Source organism: Streptomyces ureilyticus (assembly GCF_011045025.1).
In the GTDB taxonomy this organism is placed as follows: domain Bacteria; phylum Actinomycetota; class Actinomycetes; order Streptomycetales; family Streptomycetaceae; genus Streptomyces; species Streptomyces ureilyticus.
Genome location: NZ_JAAKZX010000026.1, coordinates 35,796 through 52,316 on the forward strand (window position 1 = coordinate 35,796; position 16,521 = coordinate 52,316).

Sequence of the window (16,521 nt, forward strand, 5' to 3'; positions counted from 1 at the left end):
TCTCCCCCCACTCAAGGAAACGGGACATGAGTTCAGAAACACAGCAGCGCGCCCGCCACCGCCGCAAGCTCAACCGGACACAGGCCATCGTCGGCAGCCTGTCCGCGTTAGGCCTGACCGGAGCCGCCGTCTTCACCACCACGATGATGTCGTCGGCCAACGCCGCGGCCCAGTGGCCGACCCCCGACGGCAGCGAGGCGGTCTCCAAGACGATCCCGGTGGAAGGCGTCCGGGACGGCGGCATGAAGCGCTTCTACGGCAGCGGCGACCTGGCCGGTGACGGTCAGGAAGAGGGCGGAGACCCGATCTTCGAGCTCGCGGACGGCGCGACGCTGAAGAACGTCGTCATCGGCAAGCCCGGCGCCGACGGCGTCCACTGCAAGGGCACCTGCACGCTGCAGAACGTGTGGTGGGAGGACGTCGGCGAGGACGCCGCCACCTTCCGGGGCGGCGAATCGGCCACCTTCACCATCAAGGGCGGCGGTGCGAAGCACGCCGAGGACAAGGTCCTCCAGCACAACGGCGGCGGCAAGCTCGTCGTGTCGAACTTCGTGGCGGAGGACTTCAAGACCCTCTACCGCTCCTGCGGCAACTGCTCGACGCAGTACAAGCGCAGCGTGATCTTCAACGGCCTGGAGGTGACGGCTCCGGGCGGACGTCTGGCCGGCATCAACAGCAACTACGGCGACTCCGCGGCCCTGCGCAAGGTGACCATCACCGGCGACGGCGGCAAGGAGATCGTGCCGTGCCAGAAGTACAAGGGCAACGACAGCGGTGACGAGCCGGAGGAGGCGGGCTCGGACGCCGACGGCACGCACTGCAACTACAAGCCGTCCGACATCACGTACAAGTAGGTCCTCCGCGGACCGCACAGATCTGCTGGCCTGAGCCCCCCACGACGGCCAGTGGTAATGGGAACGCCCCCGCCGGACTTGGGAGGTCTCGGCGGGGGCGTTCTCATGGGCCGTGGGGGGATAGGCCCGTGGGGGGAGCGGGAGGGTCAGTTCATGGTGGAACCGATGGTGGTGGAGCCCGTCGTCAGGAACGTCGTCGCGGGCAGCGAGCCGTCCGCCTTACGGGCGCTGTACGCGGTGGACGCCTTCGTCGACTTGAAGGACGGGGCGGCGATGCCCTCGTCCCAGTTGTTGCCCGCGGAGACGGTGGACGGGCCGAGCTTGGACGTACCGCCCTTGTTGCGCACGGCGAGGTTCTTGCCGAGCCGGGCCTTGCCGGTGGCGAAGTAGTAGCCCGAGCCGGCGTTGGCGTACGCGGTGTTGCGGTTCAGGCTCATGGCACCGGTGTTGGAGTTCTCGGTGAAGCCGTGCTTTCTGTTGCCCCAGGCCGCGTTGTTGTTCACGAGATGGGCGACCGAGACGCCTCCGCCGCCGAGCTTGAAGCCGTTGCCGTTGCCCTCGAAGGCCGGGTCCTTCCAGCGGTTCTCGCCGTTCCCGAAGGCCCAGGAGTGCTCGACGGTGACGGGGCTGGAGAACTGCCAGAAGTCGATCCCGTCATCCGAGTTGCTGTAGAGGCGGGCGCCGGTGATCTTGTTGCCCGTTCCGGAGCCGAACTTGACGGCGATCCCGTCGGCGTTCTGGCCATGACCGGACGGGTCGTAGTTGCCGTGACTGTCCAGGTTCTGCACGAGGTTGTCGGTGGTGCCGTCGCCGCGCAGCGTGAAGCCGGAGTCGCCGTTGTCTGCTGTGACGAGGTTCCTGAACACTCCGCCGACGGAGGAGGTGGCGACGAAGCCGTGGGCGGGCGCGTTCTGCCAGGTGAGGTTCTCTACGGTCCAGTGGTCGCCGTAGATCCCGGCCAGCCAGGAGCCGTCGGGCAGCTTCGAGCCGTCGATCTTCACCTTCGCCCCGGGAGCGGCCCGCAAGGTGATACGGGCCGAACTGGTGCCGTTCGCCGAGGACTTGAGGGTCTTCGTCGGGTAGTACGTGCCGCCGCGCACCTGGATGGTGGTGCCGGCCGTGGCGACCTTCACGGCGGCTTCCAGCTGAGCGGTGCTGGAGACGGTGACCGTCCTGACGGGGGCGGCGTCGGCTCCGTCGTCCGAGAGGCCGAGGTAGACGCCACCCGCCCCCGAGGCGACGGACACCGCGGCGGCAATGGACAGGGTGCGCGTCCGGCGGTGGCGTCCAGTGCTCTGGAGCACGGGGCGTTCCTTTCCTAGGGGTTGGGGACGGGAGGCGGACGGGGAGCCCGCCTCTGCCCTGCATGTCGCCGCCATGGCCGGAAAAGGTTGCCGCGTCGAACCGAAAGTGAATCGAAACTTTCGATCACTCCGGTCTCTGTCGCACCGATTGACGCCCCGGGCCCCACTGGTGAAACTCCAGGTCAGTTCGGCCCAACAGAAACCACCAGACTCCCACAGGATGTGTCATGCGCCCCCGCACCGCCCGCACGCTCCTGACCTCCCTGTCAGCGCTGCTCGCCCTGTTCCTGAGCCTCCTGGCAGCCCCACCCAGTCCCGCACAAACCGCAGAACAGCCCGCAGGCAAGAGCGCGGAGAGAGCCACGCAGAAGTCCAAGTCCAAGTACGCGGGCTACCTCTTCGCGTACTTCACCGGTGAAGGAACGGCCGACGGCGAGCAGATCCGCTACGCCCTCAGCCGCGGCAACGACCCCCTGCACTGGCGGGAGCTGAACGCCGGGAAGCCGGTGCTCACCTCGACCATCGGTGAGAAGGGCCTGCGGGACCCGTTCGTGATCCGCGCCCCCGAGGGCGACAAGTTCTACATGATCGCGACCGATCTGCGCATGTACGAGAACAGCAGCGGCAGTTGGGACGACGTCCAGCGGCACGGCAGCAAGTCCATCATGGTCTGGGAGTCCACGGACCTGGTGAACTGGACCGACCAGCGCCTGGTGAAGGTGTCCCCCGACAACGCGGGCAACACCTGGGCCCCTGAGGCCTATTGGGACGAGAAGCTCGGTGAGTTCGTCGTCTTCTGGGCCTCGAAGCTGTACGCCGAGGACGACCCGGACCACACGGGCTCGACGTACAACAAAATGATGTACGCGACCACGAAGGACTTCCGCACCTTCAGCAAGCCCAAGGTCTGGAACGACCCCGGCTACTCGGTCATCGACTCAACCGTCGTGCGGCACAAGGGCACGTACTACCGCTACACCAAGGACGAGCGCGACCCGAACTCCTCCAGCCCCTGCGCGAAGTTCATCACCGGGGAGAAGTCGCGGACGCTGACCTCCACGAAGTACGACTTCGTCGCGGACTGCATCGGCAACGGGGCGATGGACCGTGGTGAGGGCCCGACGGTGTTCAAGTCGAACACCGAGGAGAAGTGGTACCTGTTCATCGACGAGTACGGCGGCCGGGGCTACCTCCCCTTCGAGACCACCGACCTCGACTCGGGCAAGTGGACCCCGTCGCAGAACTACCAGCTGCCCACCAGCCCGCGGCACGGCACGGTCATGCCGGTGACGCAGAAGGAGTACGACCGGCTGCTGGCCGCGTATCCCGCGAGTCCCACCTCGATCGTGGACGTGACGGCGAAGGACCAGGAGGGGTACGCGATCGTCACCGAGAGCGCGAACAAAGTCGTCCTGCCGATGGAACCGGACGCCGATCTCAGGCGCCTCGCGCCGAAGCTGGCGGTCGGCGCGGGCGCCAAGGTCAGCCCGGCCTCGGGTACGCGCCGCGACTTCCGCAAGCCGCAGACGTACACCGTGACGGCGGCGAACGGGACGAAGCGCAAGTGGACGGTGGAGGCGGTACCGACCCGCAGTCCCGTCCTGCCCGGCCTGTACGCCGACCCCGACGTCAAGTACATGAACGGCCGCTACTGGATCTACCCGACGACGGACGGCTTCCCCGGCTGGAGCGGCACCAAGTTCAAGGCCTTCTCATCAAAGGATCTGGTGCACTGGAAGGACCACGGCGAGATTCTCGACCTGGGCCCTGACGTGTCCTGGGCCGACAAGAACGCCTGGGCACCGGCGATCGCGGAGCGCAACGGCAAGTACTACTTCTACTTCTGCGCCGAGCAGCAGATCGGTGTCGCGGTCGCGGACTCCCCCGCCGGCCCGTTCAAGGACGCGCTGGGCAAGCCGCTGGTCGCCAAGGGCGGCCAGCTCCAGGGCCAGATGATCGACCCCTCGGTCTACACGGACGACGACGGCAAGTCGTACCTCTACTGGGGCAACGGCCGCGGCTACGTCGTCCCGCTGAACGACGACATGGTGTCCTTCGACGCGGCCAAGGTGAAGGACATCACCCCGGACAACTTCCGCGAGGGCGCCTTCGTGATCAAGCGCAAGGGCACCTACTACTACATGTGGTCCGAGGACGACACCCGCAGCGAGAACTACCACGTCGCGTACGCCACCGGCCCGTCCCCCCTCGGCCCCTGGACCAAGAAGGGCACGATCCTCTCCAAGCGCCCCGAGTACGGCATCAAGGCCACCGGCCACCACTCAGTGGTGAACACCCCCGGCACGGACAACTGGTACATGGTCTACCACCGCTTCGCCCTGAACGGCCCCGGCAAGTCAGGCGGCGACGGCACCCACCGCGAGACGACGATCGACCGCATGGAGTTCGCGGCGGACGGCACGATCAAGCCGGTGATTCCGACACTGGAGTCGATCAGGCCGGTACGCAGGTAACGCCAGTTCCGCGCATCCCGAAGTGAGTGCTCAGGTGGCCACCGGCCTGTTCAAACGACCGGTGGTCACCGAGCACGTCACGAGGTCGGTTCGAGCCCGGCGCGGGGTCGGGAGGGGTCCCCGTAGGGACGGTCTACCGTGCTCGTCGAACGTCGACGACGGGGGTGGGGACCGGATGGACATGCCTGTACGAGTGAAGCGCGTCGCGGCGGTGGTGGTCGTGGGCGCACTGGCCGTCGGCGGTTGTTCGTCGGACAAGGACACGGGCGCATCCGAGGCCAAGCGGTCACCCAGCGCCTCCCAGTCCTCCAAGCCGTCCAAGTCGGCTGAGCCCTCCAAGCCCGCTGAGCCCGCTGAGCCCACGTCCCCGAGCCCGTCCCCGACCGGCCCGCTGCCCAAGGCCAAGGACGGCAAGAACACCGGAGCCTGCACGGACGGGAACTGCGAAATCCTTGTCACCAAGCCGGTGGACGTCGTGATCGGCGACGGGTTTCTGCACGTGAGCGTGGCGGTATCCACAATCACCCTCATGCGCTTCGATTCCGGGGACTTCCTGGGCTATGTGACCTTCGGCGAGGGCGGGCAAGCCACGTTCCCCACAGCGGACGACAAGCGGACCACCGTCGACGCCATCGCGGCCAACAAAGACAGCGCCGTACTGAAGTTCCGTACGAAGTAGCTCCGCAGACCTCACAGGACCTCGTCCAGCCATGCGTAGACCTCGTCCTGCATACGGTCGTTGAAGACGTGGCCCACCTCGGGCCACGTCTTCAACCGCAACCGCTCCTCGGCCCGGCAAGCGCGCCAAACGGAGCGCAGCTTGCCGTAAGCCACCCGCACACCTTCCGGAGGAAACAGCGTGTCCAGGCCACCGTTGAAGAACAGCAACGGCTTGGGCGCGGCGATGCTCGCCACATCCGGTATGTCTAGATGCCGGGCCAGCCCGGGGCGCAGCATGTGAAACGCGGACTGCCCCCGCAACGTGTTGTTGCCGGGCACCATCATCTCCTTGAGCCCGGTCATCCAGCACACGCTCACCCCGGCCGCGATGTCGTCGCTGAGCGCGGCCGTCTGCCAAGCCCGGTACGCCCCCATGGAGAAGCCGAGGGCCACGACGCGCCGCCGGTCCACGCGGTCGAGACCGGCCAGGAAACGGGCGGCACGTATGTCCTCGCGGGCCATGAGCCCAGCGGGCGACGAGCCGAGGTTGTACAAGTTGCTTGCCAGTGCCTGTTGTTGCTCGTAGACGAGAGGCCCGCGGTCGCCCCAGCCGAGGGCGTCCACGGCGAGGACGACGTACCCGCGCCGGGCCAACTCGTCGCCGACGAACCGCCCGCTGAAGCACCGGTCCGCCCACTCCAGCGCGGACGGTAACCGGGCCTCACCGTCGTACCAGGGCCTGACCAGCTTCTCCTTCCCGATGTCGAACTTCGAGCCGTGGTCGTGGAGGAGCAGCACGGCGGGGAAGGGGCCGGTGCCGTGCGGGGTGAGCAGGGCGCCGCGGACCCGGCCGTACCGGGTGAGGCCGAAGGTGACGAGTTCCCGCGTATACCCGTCGCCCTCGGCGCGATCGCCGAACTCGGGGGCGTACGCGGTGTCGTCGCGACCGGCGACGAGCAGTTCCTCCACCTTGGCGCGGGCGACGCGGCGCCAGGTGCGGAAGTCGCGGATCGGGGAGTTGCCCCAGGCGAGGGGGAAACGGAGCTCGTCCTTGAGGGCCGGGTAGAAGTCTGGGAGGTTCCCCTCGACGATGCCTCCTGCCGCGCCCGCCCCCGCCGTGCCCGTCACCGCCACCGCACCGGCTGGTGGCTCGGCGGCGACGGCGGGCCCTGGCATACCGGACTGCGCGGCCCACAGCGCGGCGCCCGCTCCCGCGACGAAGGCCCGCCTCCCGACGGGAGCCTGTGCCCGGTCACCCCCGCCGCTCATACGGCCTCCAGTCCCCCAGATAGGTCTCACGGGTATGCAGCTGCGCCTGCTCCGCTGCCAGTTGAGGCCGGTTCTCCGGGACGAGGATCTCGGCTCCGGGCCCCGAGTTGCGGTACTCGGCGAACCGCTGGTCCTGCCAGGGGAAGCCGGAGGACATGTTGGTGTACGGCACGGCCGCGTCGATGCCCGGGCCCATCCACGTGTCGCGCACCACGAGGGAAGGCCGGGCCGTGGTGTCGGAACTCGGCACCCAGGGCCGGGCCAGCTTGTACGCCCCGTCCTCCGCGCCGCTGGTGATCCGGCACTTCACGGCCAGGTAGCCGTAGGGGTTGGCACCGGCCGTGGACGGCGCGAACACCATGCCCTTGGGCGTGAAGTCGACGTCCCGGGCCAGCGTGTGGAAGCGGCAGTGCTCGTACACGGCGGTTGCCCGCCCGAAGACGAAGTCGACGTCACCCTCGGCGTAGCAGTGCGCGAAGTACTGCCGGGCGAAGGTGCCGAGCGCCATCGAGTCGGCGTACAGCGTGTCCTGGTGCCCGAGGAACCGGCATCGCCAGAACGCCGAGCGGTCGCCCTGCACCTTGATGGCGACGGCCTGGGTGCCGGTGATCTCGGGGTGTTCGGCGCGAAGCCAGTCGTTGGCGAAGGTGATGTCCCGCGCGGTGAACCCGTCGGCCTGCACGGTGGTGGTGGCGGACCCGCTGGTGCCGTAGGTGCCGCCGCCGGGCTTCGGAGTACCGGCGGCGTTGTCGTACGCGATCACGACATCCCGCGCCTTGCCGGAAGCCCCTATCCAGGTCATCTCCGTACGGGCGCTGCTGACGGCGACGGTCTCGCGGTACGTCCCCGGCGCGATGACGAGGGTGTACCCGCTGCCGCTCGCGGCGTTCACGGCGGCCTGTACGGAGGTGAAGTCGCCCTGGCCGCGCTGGTCGACGTACAGGGTCTTCGGGGTGCGGCGGGCGGCCGGTGACCCGTACCGGCCGAACGGGCGCTTTCTGCCGTCGGCCCGGGCGGGAGCCGTCGCGAGGGCGAGGGCGGCGCCCGTTCCGGTGGCCGCGAAGAGGAAGCCTCTTCTGGACAGTGGGAGTTGGAGGTGAGGCGCGGGCATGCGGTGCTCCTTCTGTGTGCGGCTCGTGCGGGGCGGGCCGGGGCGGCGCGCCCCGCGGTGCGGGTGCGTGCGGGTGGCCCCGGCCGGTTTCCGGGAACGTCAGCGGATGCGCCCCGCACCCGCGCCGTGGCCGACGATCCACGGCACGGCCCGCGGCGAGTCGACCTTCTTGCGCAGCGTCGGCGTCCAGCCGGCGCCCCGCTGCAACGTCTCCTCGGGGATTTCGGCGTTGTGGACGGCGATCAGATCCGTCAGCTTCCCGTTGACGTAGTTGTACTCAGCGGTCAGCGGGGCCTCGCTCCACTTCTTCAGCGCCTTGCCGACGCCGGCGCCGGGCGGCAGTGAGAGGGAGTTGTGGGTGGCATACAGCTGCGAGGAGATGCCGACACCGAAGACGTAGTAGTCGTCCTTCTGGTCCTCGGTCACCACGTAGTGGTTGTTGTAGACGTCGACCTGTCCGAACCGCACCCGGGGAGAGCGCTGGAGGATCCCCTCGAAGCGGTTGTGGTGCATGGTGACCTTGAGCTTGCCGGCGTCGATGGCGGCGAGGCCGTCGCCGTTTCCGATCAGCATGTTCTTGTCGTGGTCCTGGTAGCGGTTCCAGGACACCGTCACGTAGTCGGAGCCGCGCACGATGTCCGTCAGCCCGTCGTGCTGCTGGAAGACCTTGCCGAAGTAGACCGGCCGCTCGCTGTCGGGGTAACGCCCGTCGGTGAACGTGTTGTGGTCGAGCCACACATGGTCGGTGCCGTAGACGACCACGGCGTCGTACTCGGAGTTCCAGTTGCCGGTGTTGTCGTCGTCGGTCGGGTCCCACTTCGGGAAGCAGTCGAGCGGGGCCTCGATGGTGAGGTTGCGCATGATGACGTTCGAGACGCCGAAGATCTGGAGGCTGCCGCCGAGGATGCCGGAGTTCCTGCCGACGCCGACGATGGTGGTGTTGCTGGGGACGAAGGCCTTGATCTGCGAGTTCTGGTTGGCGGCGGACGCGACCCGCGCGTCCTCCTGCGGACCGCTGGCGGGTCTGTCGTTGCCCCAGACGGCCGGGTCGTAGTCCTTCAGGTACTGCTGAAGGTCGTACCCCTGGGCGACGAAGGCCTCGCAGCCCTCGGACACGGCGTCGATCATCCCCTTGACCTTGATGATCTTCGGCGCGTCCCCGCCATCGGCGAGCGCCTGCTTGAACTCGGCCCAGGTGGTGACGGTGTAGACGTGCTCGGCGTCGGCGGCGGCTCCACCGGTGGTGCCGGCGCCTTCCGAGCCCCACCCGTCACCGGCGGAGAGGGTCTCGCGCCCGGGGTCGCGGGGCTTGGCCTGGGCGGTGGGGCCGGTGACGGAGAGGACGAGGGCGGTACAGCCGACTACAGTTGTGATGGCATGGGCATGCCACTTGCGTATACGCATGAGTGCGGGGTTCCTTCCAAAAGTGCGGGTACGGGGTGCGCCCGTTCAGGGGCGCGGGGCTGTGGCTACGCCTCCGGCCACGTGATCCACGCCTCCGGAATCTCGTCGCCCAAGCGACGCACGTCGCGCGGCGCAAGCACCCGGCGGTGCAGCAACTCCCCCGCCACCAGCCGGGCCACGGCAATGGCCCCCGGAGGGTTGAAGTGCGTGTTGTCCTGCTCGGTCTCGGTCCAGTTGAAGTACTTCTTCGTCTCCTCGACCCCGAGCTTCTGCCACAGCGCCAGCGACAACGCCTCGATGTCGAGCAGACCGACGCCCTCCTGGGCGCCGAGAGTCCGCATGGCCGCCGGGTAGTCGCCGTGACTCGTCACGGCGTTGCCGTCGGCGTCGAACCTCCTGCGCTCCACGGAGGTGGCAAGCACGGGCCGGGCACCACGCGCCCGCGCCCCGTCGACGTACTGACGCAGATAGTCCTGGTACGTCGTCCAGGGCTCGGTGTACCGCACGGGATCGGCGGTCTTGGAGTCGTTGTGCCCGAACTGGACGAGGAGGAGATCGCCGGGCCGGATCGCCCCGAGGATGACGTCGAGACGCCCCTCGTCGACGAAGCTCTTCGAACTCCGGCCGTTCACCGCATGGTTGGCGACCTGTAGGTCACGGCGCAGAAAGAACGGGAGGGCCATGCCCCATCCGGTCTCGGGCGCGGCGTCGGCGTACTTCTGAGCGGCGGTGGAATCACCGGCGATGAAGAGGGTCCGCCTCGCCCCACGGGATGACGTGGCGGCAACGGCGGGCCCGCTCGCGGCAACGGCGAGCGGAACGGCGGCAAGGGCCGCCGTACTGACCTGTCTACGGGTGAGCGACACGACGGTGTGCCTTTCTCAACAGGCGTGCGGGATAAGTGCGTTCAGCGGTGCCTTTCAGTGGGGGGTGCACCCCGCGCCCGTCACCGGGCGCGGGGCTGCTGCGTCACGACAGCTGCGCTAGCCCTTCTGCTCGTTCCACTCCGCCTGAGCCGTGTTCAACTGCTCGGCCAACGTGTCCAGGAACTCCTTCGCCTCCATCGACCCGTTCATCACCTTCTGGAAGGCCGGCTCGTTGTCGGTCTTGGAGATCGTGTTCCAGTCCGGCAGGTAGTACGGCAGCTGAACGATCGTCGTGGAGCCGTCACTGAGCGCCTCGGCCGCGAGCTTGGTCGGCTCGGCATCGGAGACCCATGGGTCCTTCGCGGCGTCGGTGTTGGCCGGGACCTGCCCCGCGGACTCGTTGAACTTGGAGTTCTCCGCGTGCGTAGTGGCGAACTCGATGAACTTCCAGGCGGCCTCCTTGTTCTTGGAACTCTTGAACAGGCCGAGCCCGTCGACCGGGTTGGAGACCTGGACCCGCTTGCCGCCGGGCCCGATCGGCTGCGGTATGCCCCGGAACTTATCGACGCCGAGCGCCTTCACGTGGTCCTGGTAGGAGCCCAGGTTGTGGTTCAGCATCCCGATCTCGCCGGAGTCCCACTGGGCGACCATCTTGGTGAAGTCGTTGTTGAGGTCGGCGGCCGGCGTGACCTTCTTGTAGAGGCCGACGTACTTCTCCAGCGCCTCCACGTTCTTCGGGTCGTTGACGGTGGTCTTCTCACCGCTGGAGTCCCAGAAGGAGGTGATGCCGGACTGCCCGTACATCGCGTCCAGGGCCTGCGCGATGGAGCCGGGGCCGCCGCGGATGGTGTAGCCGAACTTGTTGTTCTTGGTGTCGGTGAGTTCTTCGGCGGCCTTGTAGAACGCGTCCCAGGTGGTCGGCGCTTCCAGGCCCGCCGCCTTGAACAGGTCGGTGCGGTAGTAGAGGACACCGTTGTTGGCCGAGGTCGGGATCGAGTACAGCTTGTCGTCGTCGCCGCCGGCGGACTTCAGCGACGTGACCATGTCCTCGTTGAGCTTGCCGTTGAGGGAGGACTTGCTGAGGCGGTCGTCCAGCGGCTCCAGCGCGTTCTGGGCGGCGAAACCGGCGAGCATGGCCGCGCCGGCGCCGCCGACGTCCGGCAGGCTGCCGCCCTGGATGGAAGTGTCGACCTTGGACTGGTACTCGGTGGCGGCGATCCCGACGTACTTGACGTCGATGTCCGGGTTGGCCTTCTCGAAGTCGGCGATGATCTCCTTCCAGATGTCGGTGCGGACACCGCCGTTGTTGTCCCAGAAGGTGATCTCTCCCTTGCCGCTGCCCTCGGCGCCCTTGTCACCCGCCGCTCCGCTGCCGTCGTCGCCACATGCGGTGGCGGTCAGCGCGAGCACGACGCTCACGGCGGCGGCCGTGACGATACGCCGTCCGCCCCTGCTGCTGTTGCGGTTACTGATCTTCATGGTCGGCTCTCTTCTGCTGCTGGATCCGTCGAGCTGTGAAGTTGTGGGGGTGTGTGGGCACACGGATGTAGTGACCGTGGGCATCGCGTCCGGTTGCCGGGCTCTCATCTGCCGATCCGGGGCTGTGGTCCGGCGAATTTCTTCACCAGCGCTGGGACTGCGGCAGCCGGGTGAAGCCGGTAGTCGTAGAAGTCCCGCGGCTCGAAGGCCGCGCCCCACGCGTCGTGCCGCCCGCTGGTGTTCTTCAGAATCGATCCGCGCTGCACCAACTCGGCGGTGGCATCGGCCTGGTACGGGTGCTGGACGTCCCGGTAGTAGCTGTTCTCGACGACCATCTTGGTCTGTCCGCGCGACCAGTTGCCGTACGTCCACACCGGGTCACCGGGGTCGGCCTGTGCGGTCAGGTAGTTGTTGTAGAGGTGCGCGTAGGCGCAGTTGTCGGCGGAGGGACTGCGCTGCTTCGTACCGCTGAACCAGTTGTGGTCGATGGTGATCTGCGTCTTGGCGTTCTCCGTCCAGCCGATGCCGAAGGTCTTGTTGTTGTTCTCGAACCGGTTGTAGGAGACGGTGACGTACTCGCTGTCCTTGCGGACGTCGAGTTGGCCGTCGCAGATCCGCGAGAAGCGGTTGTGGTCGACCCAGACGTGGTGGACGGTGTCCATCTGGATGCCGTCGAAGTCGGTGTCCTTGCAGTCCCAGTTGCCCTCGACGTACGAGTCGCGGATCGTCAGGTTGCGGATGATCACGTTGTGGGTGCCGGGCTTGAGGTGCAGCTCGCCCTGGACGAGCTCCCCCGCCGTGCCCACGCCGACGATGGTCTTGTTCGAGGCGACGACGACGTTCGCGCCGAACGGCTCGGCCTTGATCGTCCCGGCGACCCGGATGACGTACGGCTCCTCGGCCGCCGCGTATCGCTCCAGGTCGGCCTGGGTTTTCACGGTGACGACCTTGCCGCCGGCGCCTCCCTTCGTACCGCCCGCGAGGGAGGCGAAGCCGTGGGCCTTCTCGGTCCAGCGAGGGGACCCCGAAGCGCCCTCGGGGGCCGCTTCGGCCGGGGTGAAGGCTCCCAGCCCCAGTGAGGCCACCAGGGCGGCGACCGTGACCAGGGCCTTGCCGAGGCCCGGTCTCGAACCCGGCTCCGGTCCCGGCAAGCGCTTGCTACGGAGGTGCGTCATCGAAACTCCTTGCGTGGAATCCCCGGTCTTCAGACCAGGTAGGAACGCATCCGAAGACCGCCGGATGCGCAGCGTTTAGGGTGCGCTACGCTGTGTCGTGCCCGGCGGCGATAACCAAGCCGCCGGGTCTACCGCCGGGCTGGCGGGAAGTCAGGTCTGTGGAGCTTGTGTAAGACCGTGGGCGGCACACCGTCCCTTCGCTGGTAACCCCAGGCGGCAACGGGCTGCGAAGCAGAAAGCCCGACCCGCGAGGGAAGGAATCTCCGTCGTTGACGGCGGGGAGGAGGTCAATGCGGCTCCCAACAGGCGTACGCGTGAGGTGAGTTCAGGACGTCGGTCGTGCGGTGATGCGGAACTGCGTGAACGTGGCCGCGCCGGCGTGTCCCCCGCCGGCCGGCGCGAGTGCGAACAGGCCGAGCAGGGCGCCGACCCAGCGCCAGGGCGTGGCGGTGAAGACCGGCCCGGAGGGCTGCCACCCCTCCCCCACGTCGCAGAAGAAGCGGCAGCGTGCCCCTTCGCCGATCTCGACCCGCAGCCGCGCCCGACCCTCGGGAGCGACCCGCGGATGCGCCGCGTCGCGCTCCCTCCCCCACTGCCCGAAAGGCGTGGGAGGTGCCCCCATGGCGACGGTCTCGGCGAACCGGTGCACGAGATGCACCGTCCCGTCGGTGCCCCGCTGGAGCCCGATCCAGCTGAACGCGTCGCCGAGCACGGCGAGTCCGGCCCGCGCGCCCGGTGCCTCGCCGGACAGGGCGAGTTCGACCTCGACGGTGGCGGGAGTCCCCGGCAGCCGCTGGGTGAGCACGTTCGGCAGCTTGCGCAGATCGTCCGCGTCGGCCGTCCGTACGCAGTTCAGCCGTAGCCCGTCGCCCGCGTGCCAAGTCGCCCAGCCGTCCTGGGGGTTGGCGGTCCACTGCCACTGGCGTCCGAAGCGTCCGCCGGGGAAGTCGTCGTCGGTGGCGGGCGCGGACGGTGGCTGAGGCGGCAGGTCGGGCTTCTTGTGTACGTCGACGGGGGTGCCCTCGTCGCCCAGTACGGGCCAGCCGTCCGTGTCCCAGCGCATCGGCTGAAGGTGGACGACCCTCCCGTACGCGCCCTTCTCCTGGAAGTGCGCGAACCAGTGCTCTCCGGAGGGGGTGCGCACCCAGCCGCCCTGGTGGGGGCCGTTGACGTCGGTGTCGCCCTGCTCAAGGACGATCCGCTCCTCGTACGGTCCGAAGAAGCCGCGTGAGCGGAAGGCGCCCTGCCAGCCGGTCGTCACTCCCCCAGCCGGGGCGAAGATCCAGAACCAGCCGTCGTGCCGGTACAGCTTCGGCCCTTCGAGGGTGAACCAGCCGGGGATGCGGTCGCCGTCGACGATCACCTTGCCCTCGTCGAGCAGGCCGGTGGCGTCGGGCCGCATGCTGTGGCCGGTGAGCCGGTTCTTGATGCCGGAGCGGGACTTGGCCCAGGCGTGCACGAGGTACGCCTCGCCGGTCTCCTCGTCCCACAGGGGGCAGGGGTCGATGAGTCCCTTGCCCTCCTTGAGGAGGTGGGGGCGGGTCCAAGGACCGCGTATCTCGGGGGCGTTGATCTGGTAGATGCCGTGGTCGGGGTCGCCCCAGAAGATCCAGAACCGGTCGTCGTGATGACGCAGGGACGGCGCCCACACTCCGCAGTCGTGCCGGGGTGTCCTGAACTCCTTTGCCGGTTCGAGGAGTTGGAGGGCGTGGCCGACGAGGGTCCAGTTGACCAGGTCGCGGGAGTGCAGCAGCGGCAGGCCGGGGGCGCGGCCGAAGCTGGAGGCGGTCATGTAGTAGTCGTCGCCGACGCGGATGAGGTCGGGGTCGGACCAGTCGGCGTTCAGGACGGGGTTGCGGTAAGTCCCGTCGCCGAGGTCGGCGGTGAAGGCGGGTGCGCTCTGGCTGGTCATGGGCTCACCGCCTTGCGGACCAGCGCGGCCGTTTCGCCCCGGTCGAGGCGGCCGTCGGCGACGACGGTGACGACGCGGCGTACGACGGTGTCGCCTGCCGCGATCGGGAGGCGCTCGTCGTGGGCGAGGGACGAGCCGACGCCGGGGTACTCGGCGGTGCGCACGAACCACGGGTCGCGGCGGGTCTGTTCGGTGGCGCCGGCGAACACCAGGGTCCAGTTGGCGCCCGCGAGGGCGAGCCAGTCGGCGCGCTCGCCGTGCGCCGTTTCCTCGCCCTCGGTGTCGTGGGTGAACACGGCGGGTGCTTCGGCCTCCTTGCGGGCGCGCCAGAAGAAGCCGCCGTAGGCCGCGCCGGGGCGTCCGTTCGTGGCCGGGCTGCCGATCGACAGGGGGCCGTCCGTCGTGTTGGTGAGGGAGAAGGTGAAGTCCAACGCCCAGGCGGCGTCGGTGAGTTCGGTGGCCGCGACGGTACGCCGCTCACGCAGCAGCTCGCCGCCCGCGGCCATCCAGCGCAGTTCCTCCACGAAGCCGTCCGGGTCCTTCAGCTGGAAGCCCGCGTGGCGCTGGGCGCCGTGGTTGTCAAGCTCGGTGGGGCCCTGGTCGCGGACGTAGGTGCGTCCGCCCCAGAAGTTGTGCCCCTCGACGTCGGGAACGGCGACACCGACGCCGAGGTGGTGTGCGTGGTCGGCCGGGCTCAGCTCGGTGACGGCCGTGCCCGCCAGGGTGGTGACCGGGTGCAGATACGGACGCGGCGAGAGCTTCGGCGGCAGTTCGGGCCGGGTGATGTAACGGCCGACGGGACGGCCCGCGATCCGCAGGACCAGGGAGTCGTACATCATGTGCTCACCTCGTTCGGGAGCGCCCAGGAGGCGCCCAGCTCGGAGTAGAGGGAGAGGGTGTCGGCGGCGGCCCTGACGAGCGCGTCGATGCCGCGGACGACCCGGCGGTTCTCTTCGGGCAGCAGGTACCAGGCGTCCTGGGGGAGGGCGACCGGGTCCGGCGCCTGGCGAATCGATTCAACGACCCGCATGAAAGCGCCTGTCGAGTCGGGCGGCACCAGCAGCTCGGCCCGGCCTTCAAGGTGCTCGACGAGGTTCTCCAGCAGGTCGGTCCTGTCGTACTCGAACTCCTCGGGGCCGTGCCCGGACCGCTGGAGGAGGACCCGGTCCTGCTTGTACCAGTAGGTGATCCGGCCGCTGGTGCCGTGCACGAGGACGTACGGCTCGTCGGGCCGCTCGGCGCACAGGGTCGCGGCGACGGTGACCCGGCCGCCGGACGCTGTGGTGACGCGTACGCATGAGGTGTCGTCGGACTCGATGGCGTTGGCGCGCAGCAGCTCGGCCTCGATGGCGGTGATGTCCTCGGCGCGGGTGGAGCCGTCGAGCGCGAGGGCGGTGGCGACGGCGTGCGCGAGGGGGTTGGTCAGCGCTCCGTCGACGACGTCTGCGCCGTTCAGGGTGCGCCGCCCGGCCCAGGGTGCGCGACGGTAGTAGTCCTCGTCGCGCGCCCAGGCACCGGCCGCCCCGACGCCGGTCACCTCGCCGATCGCGCCCTCCGCGACCAGCTCCCGGATCGCGGGCACGGCGCCCGAGCCGAGCGACTGGAACCCGATCTGGCACACCACCCCGGCCGCCGCGACCCCGTCGGCCATGCGGCGGAATTCGGCGTACGACGGCGCGGGCGGCTTCTCAAGGAGCAGGTGTACGCCCTTGCCGGCGGCGACCAGCGCCAGGTCGGTGTGGGTGTGGATCGGCGTGCAGATCACGGCGATGGCGGCACCGGTGGAGTCCAGCAGCGCCCCGAAGTCGGCGGACTGCTCCGGCAGTTGACCAGGGTCGGCGAAGGTGTCCAGCTCCTCCTCGGTGAGCGGCGTCAGCTCGCAGATCCCGGCGAGGCGTACGAGGCCCTTGTCCTGGAGGCGGCGGATGTTCGCCAGATGCCAGCGGCCGTGGCCGCGCGCGCCCGCGAGGACGATCGGCACGGGTGAGGTCATCGGCACAGGTGTGGTCATGG

At 68.7% G+C, this 16,521-nt stretch carries 12 protein-coding genes and 1 pseudogene; 3 read left to right on the forward strand and 10 right to left on the reverse strand.

The window, feature by feature from the left end; translation table 11 throughout:
* Positions 1–26: 26 nt before the first annotated feature.
* On the forward strand, positions 27–854 hold the full coding sequence (locus G6048_RS11345) for a pectate lyase (RefSeq protein WP_165339358.1): 828 nt from the start codon (positions 27–29) through the stop codon (positions 852–854).
* A gap of 146 nt (positions 855–1,000) precedes the next feature.
* Here G6048_RS11345 and G6048_RS11350 read toward each other — a convergent pair whose 3' ends face one another.
* Positions 1,001–2,158, reverse strand: a complete 1,158-nt coding sequence (locus G6048_RS11350) for a right-handed parallel beta-helix repeat-containing protein (protein ID WP_165339359.1) — start codon at positions 2,156–2,158, stop codon at positions 1,001–1,003.
* A 227-nt stretch (positions 2,159–2,385) separates the two neighbouring features.
* Between G6048_RS11350 and G6048_RS11355 the strand changes: the two genes are divergently transcribed.
* Positions 2,386–4,632, forward strand: coding sequence for a family 43 glycosylhydrolase (locus tag G6048_RS11355; RefSeq protein WP_165339360.1), 2,247 nt, complete (start codon positions 2,386–2,388; stop codon positions 4,630–4,632).
* 181 nt (positions 4,633–4,813) lie between these two features.
* Positions 4,814–5,311 (forward strand): hypothetical protein, encoded by a 498-nt coding sequence (locus G6048_RS11360; protein ID WP_165339361.1) that lies wholly within the window; start codon positions 4,814–4,816, stop codon positions 5,309–5,311.
* An 11-nt stretch (positions 5,312–5,322) separates the two neighbouring features.
* On the opposite strand, the gene G6048_RS11365 is transcribed toward G6048_RS11360, so the two are convergent.
* From G6048_RS11365 to G6048_RS11405, 9 genes and pseudogenes are all read right to left on the reverse strand, one after another.
* Positions 5,323–6,561, reverse strand: coding sequence for a dienelactone hydrolase family protein (locus tag G6048_RS11365; protein WP_165339362.1), 1,239 nt, complete (start codon positions 6,559–6,561; stop codon positions 5,323–5,325).
* Positions 6,545–7,672, reverse strand: coding sequence for a pectinesterase family protein (locus G6048_RS11370; RefSeq protein ID WP_165339363.1), 1,128 nt, complete (start codon positions 7,670–7,672; stop codon positions 6,545–6,547). The genes G6048_RS11365 and G6048_RS11370 overlap by 17 nt, the downstream gene beginning before the upstream one ends.
* A 99-nt stretch (positions 7,673–7,771) precedes the next feature.
* Positions 7,772–9,076, reverse strand: coding sequence for a pectate lyase family protein (locus G6048_RS11375; RefSeq protein ID WP_165339364.1), 1,305 nt, complete (start codon positions 9,074–9,076; stop codon positions 7,772–7,774).
* Positions 9,077–9,141: 65 nt separating this feature from the next.
* Positions 9,142–9,942 (reverse strand): rhamnogalacturonan acetylesterase, encoded by an 801-nt coding sequence (locus G6048_RS11380; protein WP_165339365.1) that lies wholly within the window; start codon positions 9,940–9,942, stop codon positions 9,142–9,144.
* Between the two features lie 117 nt (positions 9,943–10,059).
* Positions 10,060–11,421, reverse strand: coding sequence for an ABC transporter substrate-binding protein (locus G6048_RS11385; protein WP_165339366.1), 1,362 nt, complete (start codon positions 11,419–11,421; stop codon positions 10,060–10,062).
* A gap of 110 nt (positions 11,422–11,531) precedes the next feature.
* Positions 11,532–12,596: pseudogene (locus G6048_RS11390) on the reverse strand (pectate lyase family protein); the annotation flags it as partial.
* A 325-nt stretch (positions 12,597–12,921) separates the two neighbouring features.
* Positions 12,922–14,508 carry a glycoside hydrolase family 43 protein gene (locus G6048_RS11395; RefSeq protein ID WP_165339368.1) on the reverse strand — a complete coding sequence of 529 codons (1,587 nt, stop codon included), beginning with the start codon at positions 14,506–14,508 and terminating at the stop codon, positions 12,922–12,924.
* Complete coding sequence (locus G6048_RS11400) at positions 14,505–15,347, reverse strand: DUF6807 domain-containing protein (RefSeq protein WP_165339369.1); 843 nt, start codon at positions 15,345–15,347, stop codon at positions 14,505–14,507. Before G6048_RS11400 ends, G6048_RS11395 begins: the two co-directional genes overlap by 4 nt.
* The gene (locus tag G6048_RS11405; RefSeq protein WP_165339370.1) at positions 15,344–16,519 is read right to left on the reverse strand and encodes a Gfo/Idh/MocA family protein; all 1,176 of its coding nucleotides are present in this window, start codon (positions 16,517–16,519) and stop codon (positions 15,344–15,346) included. Before G6048_RS11405 ends, G6048_RS11400 begins: the two co-directional genes overlap by 4 nt.
* Positions 16,520–16,521: the final 2 nt, after the last annotated feature.